Origin of the sequence: Endobacterium cereale, assembly GCF_009617585.1 — a bacterium.
GTDB classification, from domain to species: Bacteria; Pseudomonadota; Alphaproteobacteria; order Rhizobiales; family Rhizobiaceae; genus Neorhizobium; species Neorhizobium cereale.
Window position 1 is genome coordinate 148,232 of sequence record NZ_WIXI01000043.1, and the last position, 23,000, is coordinate 171,231.

17 protein-coding genes are annotated in these 23,000 nt (G+C 60.1%); 10 read left to right on the forward strand and 7 right to left on the reverse strand.

Features of this window, described 5'->3' with window-relative positions:
• Positions 1 to 7: 7 nt before the first annotated feature.
• Positions 8 to 1,090, forward strand: a complete 1,083-nt coding sequence (locus GAO09_RS13290; protein WP_153354483.1) for an ABC transporter ATP-binding protein — start codon at positions 8 to 10, stop codon at positions 1,088 to 1,090.
• Between the two features lie 44 nt (positions 1,091 to 1,134).
• Positions 1,135 to 3,138, forward strand: a complete 2,004-nt coding sequence (locus tag GAO09_RS13295) for an aldo/keto reductase (RefSeq protein WP_153354484.1) — start codon at positions 1,135 to 1,137, stop codon at positions 3,136 to 3,138.
• Positions 3,139 to 3,245: 107 nt separating this feature from the next.
• On the opposite strand, the gene GAO09_RS13300 is transcribed toward GAO09_RS13295, so the two are convergent.
• Entirely contained in the window at positions 3,246 to 4,181 is a 936-nt protein-coding gene (locus GAO09_RS13300; protein WP_153354586.1) for an asparaginase domain-containing protein, read from the reverse strand.
• Between the two features lie 8 nt (positions 4,182 to 4,189).
• A complete protein-coding gene (locus tag GAO09_RS13305) occupies positions 4,190 to 5,665 on the reverse strand; it encodes an amino acid permease (RefSeq protein ID WP_324184894.1) in 1,476 nt (491 codons plus the stop codon).
• Between the two features lie 242 nt (positions 5,666 to 5,907).
• Between GAO09_RS13305 and GAO09_RS13310 the strand changes: the two genes are divergently transcribed.
• Entirely contained in the window at positions 5,908 to 7,344 is a 1,437-nt protein-coding gene (locus GAO09_RS13310) for an aspartate ammonia-lyase (protein WP_410767800.1), read from the forward strand.
• On the opposite strand, the gene GAO09_RS13315 is transcribed toward GAO09_RS13310, so the two are convergent.
• The 5 genes from GAO09_RS13315 to GAO09_RS13335 all read right to left on the reverse strand — a co-directional run bounded on the left by GAO09_RS13315 (position 7,316) and on the right by GAO09_RS13335 (position 12,253).
• Entirely contained in the window at positions 7,316 to 8,029 is a 714-nt protein-coding gene (locus tag GAO09_RS13315; protein ID WP_153354487.1) for a FadR/GntR family transcriptional regulator, read from the reverse strand. The genes GAO09_RS13310 and GAO09_RS13315 overlap by 29 nt on opposite strands.
• Positions 8,030 to 8,110: 81 nt before the next feature.
• The gene (locus tag GAO09_RS13320; protein ID WP_153354488.1) at positions 8,111 to 9,121 is read right to left on the reverse strand and encodes a HAMP domain-containing sensor histidine kinase; all 1,011 of its coding nucleotides are present in this window, start codon (positions 9,119 to 9,121) and stop codon (positions 8,111 to 8,113) included.
• A gap of 1 nt (position 9,122) precedes the next feature.
• On the reverse strand, positions 9,123 to 9,821 hold the full coding sequence (locus GAO09_RS13325) for a response regulator transcription factor (protein WP_153354489.1): 699 nt from the start codon (positions 9,819 to 9,821) through the stop codon (positions 9,123 to 9,125).
• Positions 9,822 to 9,863: 42 nt separating this feature from the next.
• Positions 9,864 to 11,357, reverse strand: a complete 1,494-nt coding sequence (locus GAO09_RS13330) for a DUF4153 domain-containing protein (RefSeq protein ID WP_153354490.1) — start codon at positions 11,355 to 11,357, stop codon at positions 9,864 to 9,866.
• Positions 11,358 to 11,644: 287 nt separating this feature from the next.
• The gene (locus tag GAO09_RS13335) at positions 11,645 to 12,253 is read right to left on the reverse strand and encodes a TetR/AcrR family transcriptional regulator (RefSeq protein WP_153354491.1); all 609 of its coding nucleotides are present in this window, start codon (positions 12,251 to 12,253) and stop codon (positions 11,645 to 11,647) included.
• 109 nt (positions 12,254 to 12,362) lie between these two features.
• On the opposite strand from GAO09_RS13335, the gene GAO09_RS13340 reads away from it, so the two are divergent.
• The 7 genes from GAO09_RS13340 to GAO09_RS13370 all read left to right on the forward strand — a co-directional run bounded on the left by GAO09_RS13340 (position 12,363) and on the right by GAO09_RS13370 (position 22,353).
• Positions 12,363 to 13,052, forward strand: a complete 690-nt coding sequence (locus tag GAO09_RS13340; RefSeq protein WP_153354492.1) for a PspA/IM30 family protein — start codon at positions 12,363 to 12,365, stop codon at positions 13,050 to 13,052.
• A gap of 42 nt (positions 13,053 to 13,094) precedes the next feature.
• Entirely contained in the window at positions 13,095 to 13,376 is a 282-nt protein-coding gene (locus tag GAO09_RS13345; RefSeq protein ID WP_153354493.1) for a YiaA/YiaB family inner membrane protein, read from the forward strand.
• Between the two features lie 92 nt (positions 13,377 to 13,468).
• On the forward strand, positions 13,469 to 16,864 hold the full coding sequence (locus GAO09_RS13350) for an acyl-[ACP]--phospholipid O-acyltransferase (protein ID WP_153354494.1): 3,396 nt from the start codon (positions 13,469 to 13,471) through the stop codon (positions 16,862 to 16,864).
• Between the two features lie 326 nt (positions 16,865 to 17,190).
• Positions 17,191 to 18,807: an ABC transporter substrate-binding protein gene (locus tag GAO09_RS13355; protein WP_153354495.1), complete on the forward strand. Its 1,617-nt coding sequence runs from the start codon at positions 17,191 to 17,193 to the stop codon at positions 18,805 to 18,807.
• Between the two features lie 70 nt (positions 18,808 to 18,877).
• Entirely contained in the window at positions 18,878 to 19,828 is a 951-nt protein-coding gene (locus GAO09_RS13360) for an ABC transporter permease (RefSeq protein WP_153354496.1), read from the forward strand.
• Positions 19,828 to 20,670: an ABC transporter permease gene (locus GAO09_RS13365; RefSeq protein WP_153354497.1), complete on the forward strand. Its 843-nt coding sequence runs from the start codon at positions 19,828 to 19,830 to the stop codon at positions 20,668 to 20,670. The genes GAO09_RS13360 and GAO09_RS13365 overlap by 1 nt, the downstream gene beginning before the upstream one ends.
• Before the next feature lie 3 nt (positions 20,671 to 20,673).
• The gene (locus tag GAO09_RS13370; RefSeq protein ID WP_153354498.1) at positions 20,674 to 22,353 is read left to right on the forward strand and encodes an ABC transporter ATP-binding protein; all 1,680 of its coding nucleotides are present in this window, start codon (positions 20,674 to 20,676) and stop codon (positions 22,351 to 22,353) included.
• The last annotated feature ends 647 nt before the right edge of the window (positions 22,354 to 23,000 follow it).

Consider the following 23,000-nt stretch of genomic DNA (forward strand, 5'->3'; position numbering starts at 1 on the left):
AGACTTCATGGCCGGGCTCACCCTCAAAAATGTCACCAAGCGTTTTGGCGCCTTGCAGGTCATCCATGGTGCCGATCTGGAAATCGAAGACGGCGAATTCGTCGTGTTCGTCGGCCCCTCCGGCTGCGGAAAATCGACGCTTCTGCGCATGATCGCCGGGCTGGAAGATGTGTCGGGCGGTGAGATCGCCATCGCCGGCACTGTCGTCAACGACGTCGAGCCGTCGGAACGGCATATCGCCATGGTGTTTCAATCCTACGCGCTTTATCCGCACATGACGGTTCGCAAAAATCTCTCTTTCGGCCTGACGATGAACGGCAATCCCAAGGCCGATACCGAGCGACGCGTGGCACATGCCGCCGATATTTTGCAGATCAACGAGTTGATGGATCGCCGTCCAGGGCAACTGTCCGGCGGCCAGCGCCAGCGTGTTGCCATCGGCCGCGCCATCGTGCGCGAACCGCAGGTGTTCCTGTTCGACGAACCGCTCTCCAATCTCGATGCGGAATTGCGGGTGCAGATGCGTGTGGAAATTTCCAAGCTGCACAAGCAGCTCGGCACCACGATGATCTACGTCACCCACGACCAGACCGAAGCGATGACGCTGGCCGACAAGATCGTCGTTTTGCGCTCGGGCCGGATCGAACAGGTCGGTGCGCCGCTTGATCTCTACGACGATCCCGCCAACCAGTTCGTTGCCGGTTTTGTCGGCTCGCCAAAAATGAATTTTCTGAAGGCTACGATCGCGTCGGCAGCAGCGGATGCGGTGACGGTCGTGCTGGCGGCAGACCCGGGCGTGACGCTCACGCTGCCCATATCCGGCCGCCCCGAAGTCGGAGGCGCCGTGACGCTCGGCATTCGCCCCGAACATTTTGTCGATGCCGGTGCGGGCGAGGCGAACCTGACCGTGGATGTCGATGCCGCCGAACATCTTGGCCATACCAGTTACGTTTATGCCGCCGTCTCCGATGAACCGCTGATCATCGAACGCCCGGAATCCCGCCATTCAGACGCCGGGAAATCCCTCACCATCGGTCTGCCGGCCAGACGCTGTTTCCTGTTCGACGCGGACGGTCAACGTCTGCGCTGAATTCATCGTTTTTATCTCCCAAGATTGACTGAAAAGGACATGCCATGAGTGCAGAGCAAAAAATCCGCTGGGGCATTATCGGCCCTGGCACCATCGCCAAAACGTTTGCCGAGGGCATCGCCGGCTCCTCCACCGGCGAGCTTGTCGCCATCGCATCTCGCAACCCTGACAGGCCGGGGCTTGGTGATGGTTTTCCCGGTGCCCGCATTGTCGACGGTTATGAGGCCTTGCTTGCCGATCCCGAGGTCGATGCCGTCTATATCGCCACGCCGCATACGGGCCATGCCGAATGGGCGATCAAGGCCGTGCGCGCCGGCAAACATGTGCTCGTCGAAAAGCCGATCGCGCTTTCGGCCTATGATGCCGACGTGATCTTTTACGAGGCGCAAAAAGCCGACGTGTTCGTTGGCGAAGCCTTCATGTACATTTTCCACCCACAGACGGCGCGGCTTGTCGAGCTGGTCAAGCAGGGCGTCATCGGCGATGTCCGCCTGATCCGCTCCAGTTTCGGTTTCGACATGGGCAGCTTCCGGCCCGAGCATCGCCTGTTCTCCAATGATCTCGCTGGCGGTGGCATTCTCGATGTCGGCGGTTATCCGGTGTCGATGGTGCGGCTTCTCGCTGGCTCCGTCATCGGCCAATCCTATGCAGAGCCGGTCAGCGTTTCGGGTGCGGCGCATCTCGGCCAGTCGGGTGTCGATGAATGGGCATCCGCCGTCCTGAAATTCGAAAACGGTATCGTCGCCGAAGTTTCTTGCTCGATCATGGCGAACCAGGACAACACGCTGCGCATCATCGGCTCCAAGGGGCGTATCGAGGTCAAGGATTTCTGGTTTGCCGGCGGTCGCAAGGGCGGCACTGGCAAGATCGAGATTTTCAAGGGTGGCGAGCATGAAGTGGTGGAGGTTAGCGACGATCGTCACCTGTATTCCTTCGAAGTCGATGCCGTTACCGCTGCCATCCGTGCCGGTGAAAAGACCTTTGCCTATCCCGGCATGAATGCGGCCGAGGCGCTGGCCAATCTGCGCGTGCTGGATCGCTGGCGTGCCTCGGTGGGTCTGGAATACGGTGTCGAGAAAGCCACCAGCCGGACGAAAAACATTGTCGGAGAAACGGTTGTCGCCGGAGACGGCGTGCCAAAACGGCAAATTCCGGGTCTTGCCAAGCCGGCCTCGGTCGTCGCGCTCGGTTTCGAGTTTTTCTCGAATTTCGCCTCCGCCTCGCTCACGCTTGATACCTTTTACGAGGCTGGCGGCAATCTGTTCGATACGGCCTTCGTTTATGGTGCCGGCAAGACCGAAAGCATTTTTGGCGACTGGCACACCAGCCGCAACGTGCCGCGTGAAGAGATTGTGCTGATCGGCAAGGGCGCCCATTCGCCGCTTTGCTATCCGGATGTTATCGCCAGACAGCTCGACCAGTCTCTGGAGCGGCTGAAGACGGATTATCTCGACGTCTATTTCATGCATCGCGACAACCCGGACATTCCGATCGGGGAATTTGTCGATGCCATTGATGCCGAGGTGAAACGCGGTCGCATTGGCGGCATCTATGGCGGTTCGAACTGGACACGCGAACGTCTGGATGCCGCGATCGAATATGCGGCTAAGACCGGCAAGGCAGCACCGGCAGCACTTTCCAACAATTTTGCGCTGGCGGAAATGCTCGATCCGATCTGGCCGGGCTGTGTGACATCATCGACGGCCGAGTGGAAGAAGTGGCTGAACGAGCGGCAGATCCCCAATTTCGCATGGTCCAGCCAGGGACGCGGCTTTTTCACAGAAAGGGCAGGTCGCGACAAACGCGATGACGAGGAAATCGTGCGTTGCTGGTATTCGGACAGCAATTTCGAGCGCCGCGATCGGGCGATCGAACTGGCCAACAAACGTGGCGTGAGCCCGATCCATATCGCGCTGGCCTACGTCATCGCTCAGCCTTTCCCGGTCATCCCGTTGATCGGGCCACGCACGGTCGGCGAGTTGGAAGACAGCCTGTCGGCTCTCAGCATCAGCCTTACACCGGATGAGGTTCGGTGGCTGGAGGGATGAGGGCCACGCCCATGGATCGGTCCGTTTAACAGTGAACCATTCTAACACGCGCCGAACCTTGCCGGAGCGGCGCGTGTGCTGATGACAGGAACCCGGTTGGCGGGGCTCTATTCCCCGCCTTCCGCAAAGGCGTCGGCTATGGAGTTTGCTGTCTCGCCGGCAGCCAGAAGAGTCGCCAGAACGATGCGCGCCTGGCCTGGGCGCAGATTGCCGGAGTGGATGGCGCCGGCCTGCGCAAGGTCATGTCCGCCGCCGCCGCCGCCATAGGTGGAGGTCAATCTGCCTCGCGGTACGCGGCTGGAGACAACAACGGGTACGTTCTTTTCCGAACAGCGCCGGACAGCATCGACAACGGATGGCGTGGCATTGCCCGAGCCGAGGGCCGCAAGCACGATGCCTCGTGCACCGGCGGTCAGGCTTGCATCCACCAGCGCGCCGTCGCAACCCGGGTAGATGGCAACGATATCGACACGCAAGGCGCTGACATCTCCCGAATGGTGAAGGTCAGGATTTTCCTGTCGTGTCGACTGCCGAAATGCGTCGGTCTCGTCGGCCGAATGTTTGTAAAGGCCCCAGGCCGGATAGGTTTTCCCGCCAAAGCAAACCAGTATGCCGCGTCTGGTGTTATCACCATCGACTGCTGCGGCAATGGCGGCAGCAAGGTTTGCCGGGCCATCTGCCTGTTCATGGTCTGCCGTAAACTGTGCGCCGGTAAAGATGACGGGCTTGGTCAAGGCGTGCTGCAATTGCACGAGCATCGCCGTCTCCTCCATGGCATCGGTACCATGGAGTACGACGATGCCGTCGATGTCCTTCTCGGCGAGAAGCGTGCCGACCGAATGGCTGATCAACTGCATGTCGGACAGTGTCAGGCTGGCGGAATCCTTGGCCATCAGGTCAATGGCCTTGAGGGCTATGCCCGTATCCGAAAGCTGCCCGAGAAGGCTGTCGCCATCAAGGCTTGGACGGCTGGCGCCGTCCTGATCCCGCTGGCTGGCAATGGTGCCACCGGTGGCGATGACCGCCACCAGAGGCTTTTTCAATTCGGCAATCACGATTCGGCCCGATCCACTGCTGCTGTCTGTTTCGCCGCATTTTCGGCTGCGACGGCAGCAATACGGTCACGTGCCAGATACCAGCCAATGATCAGTGTGGGAACAATTATGATCAGCGAACCCATGGTCCAGCTGCCGACCGGGTAATCCAGTGCCATCAGGACCAGAACGCTGGCGAGGAAGACGAGCGTGATGATGCCGGTATAGGGCGCGCCGAACATGGCGAAATCCGGCCGCTGCATCTTGCCCTGCTTGGCGAGGCTCCAGAGTTTCAGCTGGCAGAGCACGATGACGGCCCAGGCGCTGATGATGCCGAGGGCGGCGAGATTAAGCGCGATCTCGAAGGCCATGGCCGGAACGATGGCGTTGAGGACGATGCCGAGCGCGGTGACGGCGGCCGTGACAGCAATGCCGCCATAAGGCACGCCGGCTTTGTTCATGCGGGCCAGAACTGCCGGGGCGGACCCCGAAGCGGCCATCGAGTGCAGGATGCGGCCCGTCGAATAAAGACCGGCATTCAGCGAGGACAGAACGGCTGTCAGGACCACGAGGTTCATGATCACATCGGCGCCTTCGATGCCGATCGCGCCGAAGAAGGTCACGAACGGGCTCTCGCCAGCCTTGTAGGCGCTATAAGGCAGGAGCAGCGAAAGCAGCACGACCGAGCCGACGTAAAAGATCAGCAGGCGGGCAACCACGGTGCGGATCGCCTTCGGCATGATCTTGCGCGGATCTTCCGTTTCGCCGGCCGTGGTGCCGATCAGCTCGATCGACGCATAGGCGAATATCACGCCCTGAATGATGACGAAGGCGGGCAATATGCCATTGGGCAGGAAGCCGCCATTATCGGTGATGACGCTGAAACCGGTGACATGGCCCTCGATCGGCGTGCCGAAAATGACGAAATAGACGCCGACGATCAGGAAGGTGACGAGTGCCAGGACCTTGATGAGGCTGAACCAGAATTCCAGTTCGCCAAAAACCTTGACCGACAGCATGTTCATGGCCAGCACGACCAGCAGTGCGACAAGCGCGAACACCCATTGGTCGATGCCGACGAGGAAGGGCACATACTGCTTGAAGAAGTTCATGTAGAGGGCGACGGCGGTGACGTCGGCCACGGCGGTCATCGCCCAGTTCAGCCAGTACATCCAGCCGACGGCAAAAGCCATTTTCTCGCCGTAGAATTCGCGGGCGTAGGATACGAACGAGCCCGAGGTCGGGCGGTGCATGATCAACTCGCCGAGCGCGCGCAGAACGAGAAAGGCGAAGAAGCCGCAAATCGCATAAACGAAGATGAGGGCCGGGCCGGCTGCGGCCAGTCGTCCGCCGGCGCCCAGAAAGAGGCCGGTTCCGATGGCGCCACCAATGGCGATCATCTGGATCTGGCGAGGTTTAAGCGCTTTCTGATAGCCGAGTTCTTCGGCGAACTCGATGCCCTTCTCCGTCTTGGCCTGTGTCGATGTATCCACTGAAACGCTCCTCCCTAGAGCTTCCACGTCCTTATTGCACTTTTGGCCGGACGTCATCGTTTATGCGTTTATTTCGTCGGTACGCCTGTAATGCTGTAATACAGATTTCGCCTTCATAGGGCCATCATTAGGGTTTCGTCAAGTTTGATGAATTTCAATTGACGATTTCAGCCACAGAGGAGTATCACAGAAAAATCTGTCATACAGCATGACAGATTAAACTTTGGTGGAGGATGCCAGAGATGGCGACACGCATTGAAAAGGACCTTCTCGGTCCGAAGGAAATTCCGGTCGACGCCTATTGGGGTGTGCATACGGCAAGGGCGGTGGATAATTTTCCGATCACGGGCATCACTGTCAGCCGTTATCCGCACGTCATTTACGGGCTTGCCTATGTGAAGGAAGCAGCGGCCGAGGCCAATCATGAACTCGGGTTTCTGGATGAGCAGCGCCGCGATGCCATCGTTGCCGCCTGCCGGGAGATCAGGGCAGGTGCATTGCACGACCAGTTCGTTGTCGATGTCATCCAGGGTGGAGCCGGCACGTCCACCAACATGAACGCCAACGAGGTGATCGCCAACCGGGCGCTGGAACTGCTCGGCCGTGCCAAGGGGGATTATGCCCACCTCCACCCCAATGATCACGTCAATCTCAGCCAGTCCACCAACGATGCCTATCCGACTGCCATCAATGTCGGCACGCTCGAGGCAATCGATAAACTTGCGGCCTCCATGGAGTTTCTGCAGGACGCCTTCGAACGCAAGGCCAAGGAGTTCGACGCCATCCTGAAGGTTGGCCGCACCCAGTTGCAGGACGCCGTGCCGATGACGCTTGGGCAGGAATTTCGCGTCTTTGCGGTCATGCTGGGCGAGGACCGGGCGCGCCTGCTGGAATCCGCGACCCTTCTGCACGAGATCAATCTCGGCGCGACCGCCATCGGAACGGGGCTGAATGCACCGGTCGGTTACGCGTCCCTGGCCTGCCAGCATCTCGCCCGCCTGACCGGACGCCCGTTGAAAACGGCGGCCGACCTGATCGAGGCGACACAGGATCCCGGCGCCTTCGTTCACCTTTCCGGCGTTTTGAAGCGTGTCGCCGTCAAGCTTTCCAAGACCTGCAACGACCTGCGCCTTCTGTCGTCCGGCCCGCGTGCCGGCATCGGCGAGATCAATTTGCCGGCCATGCAGGCGGGGTCCAGCATCATGCCGGGCAAGGTCAATCCGGTCATTCCGGAAGTGGTCAACCAGGTTGCTTTCTCGGTGATCGGCAACGACATCACCATTACCATGGCAGCCGAAGCCGGGCAGCTCCAGCTGAATGCCTTCGAGCCGGTGATCGTGCGTTCACTCAGCGACAGCATCGCGCATCTGGAGGCGGCCTGCCGCATTCTGGCCGAACGTTGCGTCAATGGCATCACTGCCAATCCGGGCATCATGGCTTTGCGTCTGGAGCAGTCGCTGGGGCTGGCAACCGCACTCAACCCGCTGATCGGTTATTATGCCGCCACCGAGGTTGCCCGCGAAGCGCTGGAAACCGGCCGTACGATCGTTGAAGTCGTGCTGGAGCGTGGCCATCTGACGGCCGAGCAGCTGGAAAGGGCATTGCGCCCGGAGGTGCTGGCCAATGTTCAGGCGCCGACCAGCGAGCCGATCACCGATCCGGCTGACCTGACCCGATAATCTCCGTCACCACCAGCTTCACCTGACCGAGGTGAAGCTCCATGGCTCGCGAGGCATCGTCTTGCGAGCCGGCATTCACGGCGACGGCAATCCGGCGGTGCTCGCCATTGGACGCTACGCGTCGGCTGGCCATCATGTTGACCAGTTCTGATTGCTGCATCAGCGCGTCACGCGCATCGGTGACGATCTTTTCGAAAACGGCATTGCCGGAAGCCTTCGCCAGCAGCATGTGGAATTCGGAATCGAGCGTAACCCAGCGATGCGGGTCTTCTTCCGCATCCATACGCTCGCAAAGTGTCATGAGGTCGGATGCCTGCTGTTCGCTTCGCCGCAGTGCAGCCCAGCCGGCGGCAGGTACCTCGATGAACGGGCGGGCCTCGATCAGGTCACGTGCGGAATATCCGCTATAGCTCAGATCGGCTGAAGGCGTTGACGTGGTGATGAAGGTGCCGCTGCCGGTTCGCGTCTGCGTCATGCCGAGCGTCTGCAGCGAACGCAACGCTTCGCGGATAACCGGGCGGCTCACGCCGTATCTCTTGGCCAGATGCGCTTCTGATGGCAGGCGTGTTCCAACCTCGATCCGGCCGGAAACGATCGCGGAACGCAATTCGTCGAATACCACCTCAGCCGCATTCTTACGGCTGATCGGGCTATTTTCTGACAACCAATCAGCCGATGCACTCATGGCGCCAAACTGTCCGATGGCTCCGGTATTGTCAATTGTCGAACAGCCTCTTAGCGGTCACCTGTTGGTTATGGAGCGGTCTCATGCCAGCGGCACGGTTATGGCGAATGTGGTCCCGGAGTGGGGGGCGTCCTGCAGCACAATCTCTCCCCCGTGTGATGCCAGCATGGTGCGGGCGATATCCAGCCCCATGCCGGTTCCGCCCGCATGGCGACGGGTCGAGAAAAATGGCTGGAAAATGCGTTCCCGGTTTGCCGGCGAGATACCATTGCCGTTGTCGCGGAAGAGGATGTTGACGGAACGGGCGACGACAGAGACATGAATCTCGATGCGGGTCGCGCCGTTTTGGAAAGCGTTTTTGCCGAGATTGCCGAAGACAACGGTCGCTGCCTCGAGCGGCAGTCCGACGCGCCGTTTCGTTTGCCCTGCAGCGGCAATTTCGAAAGCGGGAAATCGTGCTTGCAACATCTGACAGATGTCGTCGGTCGAACTCTGCCCGCTCGGGATCGGCATTTCCGCATGCGCAAGTTCCCGCAGCCTTGCCAGCAGCAGGTCGAGCCGCTTGGAGTCGGCGATGATGTTTTCGAGAAAACGCTGCCGTTCCGCCCGGGTCATCGGCTGCTCGTCGTCATCATCGCGCAAAAGCTCGGCCGCCCCGCGGATCGAGGTCAAAGGCGACTTCAATTCGTGCGAGACATGCGCCGCAAACGAGCGCACATATTCGCTACGGTCGACCAGCTTCCCGGCGAGATCGAGAAAACTCTGCGAAAGCGTAGCGATCTCGCGTGTACCGTAACTGCCGAGCGGCTGGATCGCTGCTCGTCCGCCACGGGCGATTTCGTCCGATCGGGCGATCAGCGCATTGATTGGGCCGGTAATGTTGCGACTGAGAACATAGGCGACGGCAAGCGTCACCAGCAGCACGACAACAAGCGCGCTGGCCTCGGTCGCGGTCGTTAGCGAGCCGTCGTTGTCGGTGGTGCGAAACCAGATGATGCTGACGATGGGCAATGCCATGATCGACAGAAGTACGGCATAAACGATCAGCGCCAGTGGCGGTCGCCATTTCGGCTTTACCTGCGGTGCCGGCATGTCACGCTCTCCCATCGCCGGCATGAAGCTTGAAGCCGACGCCATGCACGGTGGTGATGAGGTTCTCGGCGCCGATTGCGGCAAATTTCGCCCTTATGTTGCGGATGTGGCTGTCGATCGTGCGATCGGCGACAAAGGTGCCGGGGCCATAGGCCGCGACCATCAGTTGCTCCCGGCTGAACACCATGTCCGGTCGCCCCATCAGGGCTTCGAGGATTGCAAATTCCAGCGCCGTGGGCGTCAGCGCGCTGCCGGCAAACGTGACTGCCCTGCCGGCGCGATCCAGACGCAGGTCTCCCACTGTCATCTCCTGATCGTTCCTCTCCATCGCGCCAGGGCCGCTGCGCTTGAGGATCGTCTTGACCCGCGCGACAAGTTCGCGCGGGCTGAAGGGTTTGGTGACATAATCGTCGCCACCGATTTCGAGGCCGAGGATGCGGTCGATTTCTTCATCCCGTGCGGACAGAAACAGGATCGGGACAGAAGACGTCTTGCGGATTTGCCGGCAGACCTCGAGGCCATCCATGTCCGGCATGCCGATATCGAGGACGATCAGGTCGATCCTGCCGGCGCGAAACGTCATCATCGCCTGCGTGCCGGTTGCCGCCGTCGCCGTGGTCATGCCGGCGCGTTCCAGCGCAAAGCAGATCACCTCGCGGATATTGGGCTCGTCATCGACGACAAGGATGCGGGGTGCCATGACTTCTCCTGAAAATGCGATGGTATGGGTGATATCGCCGTTTCACCTTTCGATCAAAGCGGTTGATTGCAGATAGGTTTCCGTTCGGTGCTGGCGGTAGCTCCAACTGCGCCAGTCCGTGGACCGTGCAGCGAAACGATCGAGCATTTCCTGTTTCTGGTATTCCACTCTTGGGCGCTCCACAGCATCGGCTGGGAGGGATGCCAGATAACGGTCGATAGCGGGGATTGCGGAGGGGCCGAGTGAGGCGAGGTAGTGGATATCGAGCGGTTCGCCCTGATGTTCGGGTCTAAGGCTGTTTTCGACGTTGAAACGGGCAATGAACCCGGAAAAATCGAAAAATGCGCAGAGGTAGAGAACTGTTGCCAGGGTGGCGAGGTTCATCGAGATCAGCCATTGGTTGGAGCGGCGCAGCGCGATCCTGAGCAGGATAAGCGTAAGGCCCGCCGCAACCAGTCCCATCCAGATGCCTGCGGCAATGCGAAGGCCCGTCAGCGAATAGGTCTCGACATAAAGGTCAAGGCGCAGAATGGATGACAGGCAGAGCAGCACATTCTGCAAAATCCAGGCGATGACGAGGATGCGGATCAGCCGGCTGTGATCTCCGGGGCCACCACGACGCATGGCGATCAGCACGAAGGCAGCGGCCAGCAGTGCCGTTGCCACCAGAGGATAGGCGCCGCGATGAGCATATTCCGCGTGGCTCATGCCGGCCGGCAGCTCGGCGCCACCCCAGAGATACATGAGGTCGAGCAGGGTCTGCATGGCAAAGAGAAGATTGAAGACCGACAGGCAGCGAACGAGCGCCGTATGATCGAGAAAATCGCTGGCTTTGACGCTGATTGCGGCTTCGTCAGGCGCGCGGCGTTTGAACCGGCGGATAAGGCGTGGCCGCATGATCGCCCAGCTGACGAGTGCCGCGATGAGCCAGAGAGTCATTCGGCCGAGATCCGGCAGATGCAGCAGAAAACTGAGATCGATATTGTTGAGGCCCATCTCGATCAGCGGATTGGCGACGCTGAACAGAAGAAGGAAAACCAGCCCCATGCCCAGCGGAAAAAGCCAGCCGGTAATCGATTTCACGGTCGTGCCAAACAGTGTGCGGCCGGAATGAGACGCAAAGATCCGGTGGCAGGCTTGGGGCAGCCTGATCACGAAGCTCGGCAGAAAGCGCAGAATAATGAAGGGGATCGCACCTGGGCTTTTCGGCAGAAGTTTTGCATTCGCCAGCGAAACAAGGATGACGGCGGTCATGGCGAGGATGAAGCCACTAACCGTCGGAGCCTCCAGCAGTGGCGCAGCGGCAAGCACCGAGACGCCAAGATAGGCCGCTGATGTGACGGGATGCGGTTGTCTGGAAGCGGACAGCAGAACCGCAGCGGTGAGTGCGATCGGCATGAGGAAAAGATTGAGGCCGGGCGCCTGACCAAAAAACAGAAAGTCGGCCAGCGCGATCATCGCCACAAGGACAAAGAAGCGGATTTTACCGATGATCGGCGAGCGCGGTGTAATGGTTGCGGCATTTGTCAGTTGCATGTCCGTACCGCCCTTCGGTCAGCCGGGACCTTGCTGGTGCCGTCAAGACGTTTGAACGGCGACGCGATGCCGGTTTCGACGTTGAAATCCTCCTGCAGCCACCAGTTCTCCTTGAGAAGGCGGTAAGGCAGACGGGGAAGGGCGGAGCGATCTGGGATGAGGTGCTTTTTCATGCCGACAGAATGCCCAGGGCGTTTGCAGTTTTTGTGCAGACGATGAGGATCTATTCAGGAATTCGGGCCGGCAGAAAGATGGCGGGCGCTGTCATGGCGCGCCCGCTTTCAGGTTCAATCTCTGCGCATGACAGCGGCACCGGCGGCGATCATGATGATGATTTCGTCGAGTTCCCGCTCCAGCCGTTCCGGCGGCAGGCCGACAAAGCGCGCCTCCAGCGTGATGCTGATAATGCCGTGAACCGCGCCGAACAGGGTGCGGGCGCGCACCGCCCGGTCCTCGTCGCTCATCTCGGGCTGCAGCTCCCTCAATGGTTCGGCGATGATGCTCAGCAGAAAAAGATGCTCGTCCAGGTGCCATTGCGGCGAGGGCGTATCGGCCGGCAGGGCGTGTTCAAACAGGGCTTTCCAGAGATTGCGGTTTGCCATCGCAAATTTCAGGTAGCCTTGTCCAAGATTGCGCAGCCGGTCGGTGGGCGACCTGTCCTTCACCCCAGCTAGCGCCAGGGACTGTTCAAGCGCCTTCAGCGTGGTCGAGTTCACATGAATGATCAGGTCATTCAGGTCGGTATAGGCGCTGTAGAGGCCGCCTAGAGCGCAGCCGGCGTCCTGCGTGACATCGCGCGCGCGCAGGTTGGCCACGCCATCGCGTTCGATGCGATCACGCGCGGCCTCCAGCAGCCTTGCTTTGAGGTCTTCGCGTTTGTCTTCTCGCCGGCCCATTTCGTCATCCCGAAAAATATTGAACGATGTTCAAAATAATTCTTGAACGTCGTTCAAGTTTGTGCGACACATTCATTCGTGAACAACGTTCATAAACGGGAGACGTCAAATGTTCAACCTGATTGCAATACTTCTGCGCGGAAAGGCTCATGACGCTGAGCAGGCCGTAGCGGATCGTCATGCCATGCCGCTGCTCGCTCAGCAGATCCGCGATGCGGCGCAGTCCATCCAGTCGGCGCAACATGCGCTGGCCGTCGCCATTGCCCAGAATGAAAAAGAGCGCAGCCAGTATGCGGCGGTCCTGTCGCGCATCGCCGATCTCGAGGAGCGCACGCTTGCGGCGCTTTCCAAGGGCAACGATACTCTGGCCCGCGAAGCTGCCGATGCCATCGCCTTCCTCGAAGCGGAAAAGACGGCTTCGGAACAGGCCCAGGCGCAGTTTTCCACGGCCATCTCCAACCTGAAGGTTACCGTCCGCTCGGCGGAAGGTCGCCTCAAGGAATTGCAGCGCGGCGAACGGCTGGCCCGCGCCACCGACGCTGCTCAGAAGATCGACCATGCCGCCGCTGGCGCCAATCTCGCCACGCTGGACGATGCCGAGCGCACGCTGGAGCGCCTGCGCGACCGGCAGAAACAGACCGATACGGTCTCCGCCGTTCTCAAGCAGATGGACGGGCCGACGCGCACGGCCGGTCTGATGGAGCGCCTGGCCGAGGCCGGTTGCGGTGCGCCTTTGCGCTCTTCCGCCGATGATGTGCTGGCGCGTCTGCGCACCCGCCTCGATGCCGCCACTGCCTGAAATTCAACCTCACTCTTCAAATCTCGATAAGGAACCAAGATCATGAACGACAGCTTTCAGAAACACTCCTCCAGCTGGGTCAGCTTTTCCTACATCTCTTTTGGTGCCGCCGCCTTCATGCTGGCGCTCGGCCTGTGGATGATGCCGCTCGATCTGTGGGGCAAGGGGTATCTCGCCATGGGCATTCTCATGCTCGTGCAGACCACGGTCAACATGACTAAGACTTTGCGCGACAATTCGGAATCGGAAAAGCTGATCCGTAAGATCGAAGACGCCAAGACCGAAAAGCTGCTCGTCAAGTTCAACCGTGACAGCGACGACTAAGTCTCGTTAACGATGCCACGGAGTTATTTCGGCTTTCAATCATTGCCTAATAATTCCGTGGTCTTCCTGCCGTGATCGAAAAGGAAAGCGCCATGCACGATAGTCTGATGAAAACGAGGAAGTTTGCGCCGCTGTTCTGGACGCAATTCCTCTCCGCCTTCAACGACAACTTTCTCAAACAGACACTGATCTTCCTGATCCTGGCAACGATGGCCAGTGAGGGCGCTGCACTCGTCACGCTGGCGGGCGGCATTTTCATCGTTCCCTTTCTTCTTCTGTCGGCGCTGGGCGGTGAACTCGCCGACAAGCACGACAAGGCAAAAATGGCCGAGCGGCTGAAATTCGCCGAGATCGGCATCGCCGCTATCTCGGTCATCGGCATCGCCTTTTCCTCGATTTTCATCCTGATGATCGCCCTGTTCGGTTTCGGCGTCATCTCGGCGCTGTTCGGCCCGATCAAATACGGCATCCTGCCCGATCTTCTGGAAACCAGAGATCTTCCCAAGGCCAATGCCTGGATCGAGGGCGGCACGTTTATCGCCATCCTCACCGGCACCATCGTTGCCGCACTCGCATTCTCCGAGGGTGACAGCGTCTGGATCTTTGGCCCGATGATGATGGTTCTGTCGGTCCTGTGCTGGCTGTCCGCCCGCATGATCCCGCGCACCGGCGCGCAGGCGCCGTCTCTCGTCATCGACAAGAATGTGCTGCGCTCCAGCCTGACACTGGTGAAAGAACTGCGCGAAGACACGCGCGTCTGGCGCACTGCCCTGATGAATTGCTGGTTCTGGTTCGTCGGCGCCTTCGTCATGTCGATGCTGCCGATCATGGTCAGCGAAATTCTCGGCGGCTCCGAACTCGTGGTCCCCGCTTATCTCGCCATCTTCGCGATCTCGATCGCCGTCGGTTCTGCCATTGCCGGCTGGATGTCGGCTGGTCGCGTCGTGCTTCTGCCGGCGCCTGTCGGCACCGCCATCGTCGCGTTGTTCGGCATCGATCTCGCCTGGAACCTCTGGGGCCTGCAGTCGATTACGCATGCCCAAACCATTTCGGAATTTTTCGCCGGCCAGAACACCATCCGCGTGGCGATCGATCTCGCCGGCATGGCCATTGGCGGCGGTTTCCTCGCGGTCCCAACCTTTGCCGCCATGCAGACCTGGGCGGACGAAAAACGCCGTGCCCGTGTCATCGGCGGTGCCAACGTCCTGTCGGCCCTGTTCATCACCGTTGGTCTGGCGCTGGTGGCCGTCCTGCAGGCGGTCGGCGTCTCCGTGCCGATGATCATTCTCGGCCTGTCCATCATCAACATCGCAGTTGCCTGGCTGATGCTGAAGACGCTGCCGACAAACCCTTTCCGCGATTTCATCTCGATCCTCTTTCGCGCTTTCATGCGTCTGGAGGTCGAGGGACTTGAAAACATCCGCAAGGCCGGTCGCGCGCCGATCATCGCGCTCAACCATGTCAGCTTCCTAGATGGTGCGCTGGCGCTCGCCATCACCGAGGAAGAACCGGTCTTTGCCGTCGATTACAAGATCGCCCAGGCATGGTGGGTGCGCCCCTTCCTGAAAATGGCAAAATTCCTGCCGCTCGATCCGACCAAGCCGATGGCGACCCGCTCGCTCATCAAGGTGGCGCAGGACGGCAATGCCATCGGCATTTTCCCGGAAGGTCGCCTGACGGTCACCGGCACGCTGATGAAGGTTTATGACGGCGCCGCCATGGTGGCCGACAAGACCGGCTCGATGATCGTGCCCGTGCGTATCGATGGTCTGGAAAAGAGCTATTTTTCGCGCCTTTCCGGCGGTCAGGTGCGCCGTCGCCTGTTCCCCAAGGTCAAGGTGACCATCCTTGAACCGGTGCGTCTCGAAGTGCCGGAAGACCTGAAAGGTCGCAAGCGCCGCATCGCCGCCGGTGCCGCCCTCTACAAGATCATGTCGATGCTCTTGTTCAAGACGACCAACACCAATCTCACCGTGCTGGAACGCATCATCGAGACGGCGCAGGAAAAGGGTGGCAACAAGCTTGCCGTCGAGGATCCGATCAGCGGCCCGTTGTCCTATGGCAAGCTGCTCACCGGTGCCGCCGTACTGGGCGCAAAGTTCAAGACCATGTTCCCGAACGAAAAGACGCTGGGCGTGATGCTGCCGAATGCCAATGGCACTGCCGCCACCGTGCTCGGCGTCATGTCTTCCGGCAAGGTTCCGGCCATGTTGAATTTCACTGCCGGTGCCGCCAACATCCTGTCGGCCTGCAAGGCGGCGCAGGTGAAGCATGTGCTCTGCTCACACGCCTTCGTCACGCAGGGCAAGCTTGGTCCGATCATCGCCGAGCTGGAAAAGGAAGTCACGATTGTCTGGCTCGACGATCTGCGTGAAACCATCACCGCCTTCGACAAGATCTTGGGCCTCTTCCGCCGTTACAAGCCGCTGGTGAAACAGACGGCGGAAGACACCGCCGTCATCCTCTTCACCTCCGGCTCGGAAGGTGCGCCGAAGGGTGTGGTGCTGACGCATCGCAACATCCTGTCGAACGCCGCCCAGGCCGCCTCGCGTATTGATTTCCACTCCGGCGACAAGGTGTTCAACATCCTGCCGGTCTTCCATTCCTTCGGCCTGACCGCCGGTACGGTCCTGCCGCTGGTCGCCGGTGTGCCAGTCTATTTCTATCCGTCGCCGCTGCATTACCGCATCGTGCCGGAACTGATCTACACGTCGAATGCCACCATCATCTTCGGTACCGACACGTTCCTCAACGGTTATGCCCGCACGGCGCATCCGTATGATTTCCGCTCGATCCGCTACATCTTTTCCGGTGCCGAACCGGTCAAGGCATCGACCCGCGAAACCTATATGGAAAAATTCGGCCTGCGCATTTTGGAAGGTTACGGCGTCACCGAAACCGCACCGGTCATCTCGCTCAACACGCCGATGTTCAATCGCTCCGGCACGGTCGGCAAGATCATGCCGGGCATGGAATGGAAGCTCGAGCCGGTGCCGGGCATCGATGAAGGCGGCCGCCTGTTCATCAAGGGCGCCAATGTCATGGCCGGTTATCTGCGGGCCGAAAATCCCGGCGTGCTCGAACCGCTCGAAGGCGGCTGGCATGATACCGGCGATATCGTCACCATCGACGAGGACGGTTTTGTCACCATCCGCGGTCGCGCCAAGCGCTTTGCCAAGATCGGCGGCGAGATGGTGTCGCTGGCGGCGGTGGAAGCGCTTGCCGGTCAGCTTTGGCCGGGCAGCCTGTCGGTGGTGTCCTCGGTGCCGGATGCCAAGAAGGGCGAACGCCTGATCCTGCTGACCGATGCACCCAACGCCACGCGTAGCGATTTCGCGAGTTTTGCCAAGTCGAAGGGTGCGATGGACATGATGGTTCCGGCCGAGGTCAATGTCGGCGTGGTGCCGGTGTTGGGGTCCGGCAAGGTCGATTTCGTTGCTGCGCGCAAGATCGCCCTGTCATCGCAACCGTCTTCGGATGCGGCCTGAGGTAAAAATGGCTGGGCGGCGACCGGGAGTTGTCGCCCTTATCCGCCCTGACTGAATTGCACTTATACAGTTGCAGGACCCGTTCCAGATGGCGGTGAACGGGTCCGGTTTCCGCGAAAGGCATCAAAGCCGGTATCGCAGCACACAACACCTGTCCGCCAACATTTCATAAAACATTATGCGGTCGCGGACACGAAAACCGCGTAACTTTTACCCCTAGGCGAGCGATAGTGAGCGCAGTGAGCTTTCCTGTCCTTTGCCAGATCGGCTGCCCGAAAAGGTCAATAAAGGCTCTCTGACCAACAATAATAGGGAACAGCATCGCCATGACACATCAGTTCGATAAGTCCCGCTGGAGCCGCAACGACGACAGCGCAGTCGAAAATGCCATTCGTCGCGGTGCGACCCGCCGCGATCTGCTTCGCATGCTCGCCGCAGGTGGCGTTGTTGCCGCCACTGCCGGCACGTTTATCGGCTCGGCACAAAATGCCGTGGCCCAGACACCAAAGCGAGGCGGTGCATTGCGCGTGGCGCTCAATTCCACCTCGACGGCTGATACGCTCGATCCGGTGCGCGCTTCCGCGCAGGGCGACTACATGCGCATGTCGACCTTCTACAACAAGCTGACAGTGCTCGATAACTCGTTCACCCCGCAGATGGAGCTGGCCGAAAGTTTCGATACCAAGGATGCCAAGGTCTGGACGATCAAGCTGAAGACCGGTGTCACTTTCCACAACGGCAAGACGATGGACTCCGCCGACGTGGTCTATTCGTTGAGCCGCCATGTCGATCCCAAGCTGACCTCGCGCGCCAATGCGCTCGCCAAGGCGATGATCAAGATCGAGGCGGTCGATAAGAATACGGTTCGCATCGAACTCGACCAGCCGAATGCTGACCTTCCGGCCATCCTCGGCACCTACCATTTCGTCATCATTCCGGAAGGCACGACCGAATTCACCAAGGCAGTCGGCACCGGCCCTTACATGACCGAAGTGTTCGAGCCCGGCATCCGTACCGTCGGCAAGCGCAATCCGAACTATTTCAAGTCGGATGCCGCTTTCGTCGACAGTATCGAGATGTTCGGCATCCCGGATGAAAACGCTCGCGTAAATGCGCTTTTGTCCGGCGATATCCATATCGGCGCCTCGATGGATGCCCGCTCGGCGCCGCTGATCAAGAACAATCCTGCGCTCCGTCTGATGGTTGCTCCCGGCGGCAGCTATACCAACCTCAACATTCGCATGGATATGGAGCCGGGCTCCAAGAAGGATTTCATCGACGGCGTTCGGGCGCTCATCAACCGCGATGCCATCAACCGCGCGGTCCTGCGTGGTTTCGGCGAGCCGCACAACGACCAGCCGATCCAGCGCGCCAGCCGGTATTTCAATGCAGACGTCGTGCCGCCGACCTTCGATCCGGAACGCGCCAAGCACCATTTCGAAAAGGCAGGCCTTATTGGTGTCGGCATTCCGCTGATCTGCTCGGAAGCTGCAAAGGCATCGCCCGACATGGCCATGGTGCTGCAGCAGGATGCCGCCAAGATCGGCGTCAAGATCGACGTGCAGCGCATGCCGGCCGATGGCTACTGGTCCAACCAGTGGATCAAGGCGCCGTTCCACTTCGGCAATATCAATGCCCGCCCCACCGCCGATATCCTGTTCTCGTTGCTCTACAAGTCGGATGCCGCCTGGAACGAAAGCCGTTATGTCGACGCCAAGTTCGACAAGATACTGCTGGAAGCCCGCGGTTCGCTGGACGAAGCGCAGCGCAAGCAGATCTACGGTGAAATGCAGGCGATGGTGGCAAAGGATGCCGCCACCATCATTCCGGCCTATATCGCCAGCGCCGATGCCATGAGCACCAAGGTCGGCGGCCTCAATCCGCACCCGCTCGGCATGCTGCAGGGCTACAATATCGCCGACACAGTCTGGCTCGATGCCTGATCGATCCGGCGCGCGGGTCACCGCGCGCCGTTTCTGCCGGAATTTCTGACTGAGCGAGAGGCCAGCCCATATGAACAAACGCATCCTTGAGATGATCGGCGGGAGATTGGCGATTGCCATTCTGTCGCTGTTTCTCGTGTCGCTGGCGGTCTTTTTCATCACCGAACTGCTGCCCGGCGATACGGCGCAGGAACTGCTGGGCCAGGCCGTCACCACCGAGGCGGCCGCACAGCTGCGTGAGACACTCGGCCTCGATCGCCCGGCGATCCTACGGTATTTCGAATGGATCTTTGGTCTTCTGACAGGTGACCTCGGTTATTCGCATGTCTCCGACCGTCCGGTTGCCAATCTCGTTGCCGAACGCCTGCCCAACTCGCTGACGCTTGCCGCCATCACCATGGCGATCACCATTCCTCTGGCGCTTGGCCTCGGCATCTTTGCCGCGATCTGGAAGGGTTCGATCTTCGATCGGGCCATTTCTTCCGCCGCCATCATGCTCGTTTCCTTTCCGGAATTCATGATCGCCACGCTGCTGGTAATGTGGCTGTCGGTCTACATGCAATGGCTGCCGGCCCTGTCCTTCATCCCGGCCACAGCGGATTTTCGCACCATCGTACTCGCCTTCATCATGCCGGTTTCGGTTCTGGTGTTCGGCAGCTGCTCGCAGATGATCCGCCTGTCACGCGCGGCGATCGCCGATGCCATGGCAACACCTTATGTCGAGATGGCCATGCTGAAGGGGGCTTCACGCAGCCGCATGGTGCTGCGCCACGCTTTGCCCAATGCCGTGGCGCCGATCGTCAATTCCGTGGCGCTCAGCATGTCCGGCCTTCTAGGCGGTGTCATCATCGTCGAAACGGTATTCAACTATCCCGGCCTCGCCAAGCTGATGGTGGATGGCGTCTCCACCCGCGACATGCCTCTCATCCAGACCTGCTCGATGATTTTCTGCGGTTTTTATCTGGTTCTGATCACCGCTGCCGACATCATCGCCATCCTGTCCAATCCGAGGTTGCGCTGATGACCGTTTCCGCTGCTCCACGCCGCAAGCTCCGTTTCCACATCCGCCCGATCGCCGCCATCTGCCTTGCTGTCGTGCTGTTCTGGGCCGCCATTGCGCTGTTCGCACCACTGCTCGTTCATTATCCGGTCGGCGACATGGTCAGCTACGACTACTTTGGCCCGATGAGCAAAGAATACTGGCTGGGCACCGATTATCTCGGTCGCGACATCTATTCCCGCCTGATCGTCGGTGCCCGTTATACGATCGGCATCGCCTTTGTCGGCCTCATCCTGGCGGCTCTGATCGGCATCACGCTCGGCCTTTTTGCCGCCGCCTTTGGTGGCCTGTTCGACACCATTCTCAGCCGCGCAATCGATACCTTTGTCGGCATCCCGAACCTGCTTCTTGCGCTGGTCATCGTGGCGGGCGGCGGCTCCAGCATTCCGATCCTGGTGTTCGCCATCACCATCATCTTCTTCCCCGGATGTTATCGTTTCACCCGCTCGATGGCGATCAACGTCAATGCGCTCGATTTCATCGCGGCTGCACGGGCGCGGGGCGAGGGGCATTTTTATGTGATGATCCACGAAATACTGCCCAACATCGTCGGCCCGATCATGGCCGATCTGGGCTTGCGTTTCGTGCATATCATTCTGCTTCTGTCGGGGCTCAGCTTCCTCGGCCTCGGTGTACAGCCACCTTTCGCGGACTGGGGCGCCATGGTGCGCGAAAACATGATCGGCATTTCCTACGGATCGCCGGCCGTCGTCGTGCCGTCGCTGGCACTGGCCAGTCTGGCGCTCGCCATCAATCTCCTGATCGACAACCTGCCGCAGCGCATTCGCGACCAGCTGGAGTAGACCATGACCATTCATTCGAAAACCGTGGGCGAAACGCTGGTCAAGGTCGAGGACCTGAAAGTCACCGCCACCACCGATAGCGGCCGAAAGATCGAAATCCTCAAGGGCGTCTCCTTCGATGTCCGGCGCGGGGAAGTGCTGGCGCTGATCGGCGAATCCGGCTCAGGCAAGACGACGATTGCGCTCTCGCTTCTGGCCTATGCCCGCTCGGGCTGCCATTTTTCCGGTGGTCGGGTTCTGCTGAACGGCAAGGACCTGATGACGCTCTCTGAAAAGGAGCGCCAGAAGCTACGCGGCAACACGGTGTCCTACGTGCCGCAGAGCGCCGCCGCCTCGTTCAATCCGTCGAAGAAGATCATGGACCAGGTGGTCGAGGTCGCCGAAATCCACGGCATTCTCGACAAGGCGGCTGCAAGACAGAAGGCGATTGGCCTGTTCCGCAGCCTGTCATTGCCATCACCCGATACGATCGGCGATCGTTATCCGCATCAGGTGTCGGGCGGACAGCTGCAGCGTCTCGCCGCCGCAATGGCGCTGATCGGTGATCCGGAACTCGTCGTGTTCGACGAGCCGACCACGGCGCTTGATGTCACCACCCAGATCGAGGTGTTGAAAGCGTTCAAGTCCGCCATTCTCGATCGCGGCATGACCGGTGTTTATGTCTCGCACGATCTCGCCGTCGTGGCGCAGATTTCCGATCGCATCATCGTCCTGAAGGATGGTGAGGTGCAGGAAGCGGGAGAGACGGAACAGATCGTCGGCGCGCCGGCGCACCCTTACACGCAGGCGCTGATTTCGGCCTTCGAGCCCGTGGAAGCCGAGCCCGCCGGGTCGCGGCCAGCAAGCAGCGCCGTTCTGGAAATGCGCGATGTGGTTGCCGGTTACGGCAATGTCAAAAGCGACGGCAAGCCGCATATCGTTGCAGTCGATGGCGTCAGCCTTACCCTCCAGCGCGGCCATTCGCTCGGCGTGATCGGCGAATCCGGCTGCGGCAAGAGCACTCTTCTGCGCGTGGCGGCTGGCCTGCTGCCGGCGGCTTCGGGTGATTGCGTTCTGGACGGCAGGCCGCTGCGGCCGCAGGTGGATGCGCGCGGCAAGGACGAGCTGCGGAAAATGCAGATCGTCTTCCAGCTCGCTGATACCGCGCTCAACCCTGCCCAGACAGTCGGCAATATCATCGGCCGTCCGCTGACCTTCTATCACGGCATGAAGGGCGAGGCGCGCGACAGCAGAGTGATCGAACTTCTCGACATGGTGCGCATGCCGGCGCAGTTCCGCCATCGTCTGCCCCGCGAACTGTCGGGCGGCCAGCGCCAGCGCGTCAATCTCGCCCGCGCTTTGGCCGCCAAGCCGGATGTCCTTCTCTGCGACGAGATCACCTCTGCGCTGGATACGGTGGTTGCGGCAAAAGTTCTGGAACTGCTCAAGGAATTGCAGCGCGAACTGCAGCTTTCCTATCTCTTCGTCAGCCATGACATCCACACAGTGCAATCGCTCTGCGACGAGGTGATGGTCATGTTCGGCGGCAGAAAGCTGGAAACTTTTGCGGCGGCCGACCTGCATGCAGAGGCGCGGCATCCCTATACCAAGCTTCTGGCCTCATCGCTGCCGACGCTCGATCCGACCTGGCTCGACAATCTCAAGCAGGACCCGGAACTGGTGCGAAAATTCGCTCACGCGTGATCGTATGCAGCCTGTGGCAGCGGCTTTCCCCGCGTGTCATCGAGGTCCCGAACCGCCATCGTTTCCTCTCCCCTTGCGGGAGAGGATAGCAAGTCCGCGAGAGGCAAAGCCGATCGCCGGACGCGCTTGGTGAGGGGTGACCTCGCCGGACTCGACCTCCGGAACGCCGACCCGGCACCAACCGCCATGTCGCAACCAGAACACGTTGCCCCAATTGCCTTATTTCCAGAAAATAGTTCGAAGCCAAATCAATAACTTGTAAAAAAGTTGAACCCCATTTCATCCACGCCCTGAAAGCCCGTGCCTAAACTCGACGTGTTCCATCGTGGATACACCGGGAGGCGTCCTGGCGAGTTGGAGCCGGCGCAGTGCATGAGGGTGAGACGCAAAACCTCATGTCCTGGGTTCGCGGAAACTGGTTCCCCTCTGGCGACACGGGGGAAATGGAGAGGCCGTCAAACGTCTCTCTGTTTCTGAAGCCCGAAAGAGCGCGCCGGGCGTGCCTGTGCGGCACACATGATCTCGCCAGTCGGTGGCAACTCACCGGAATGGCGTTTGCAGAGGAACCGAAGTCGCGGGCAAAAACCGCCGAACGGGGCACTGAGAGGTGTCAATTACTAACTAAATTACGAGGCAGCTTTCAGTGC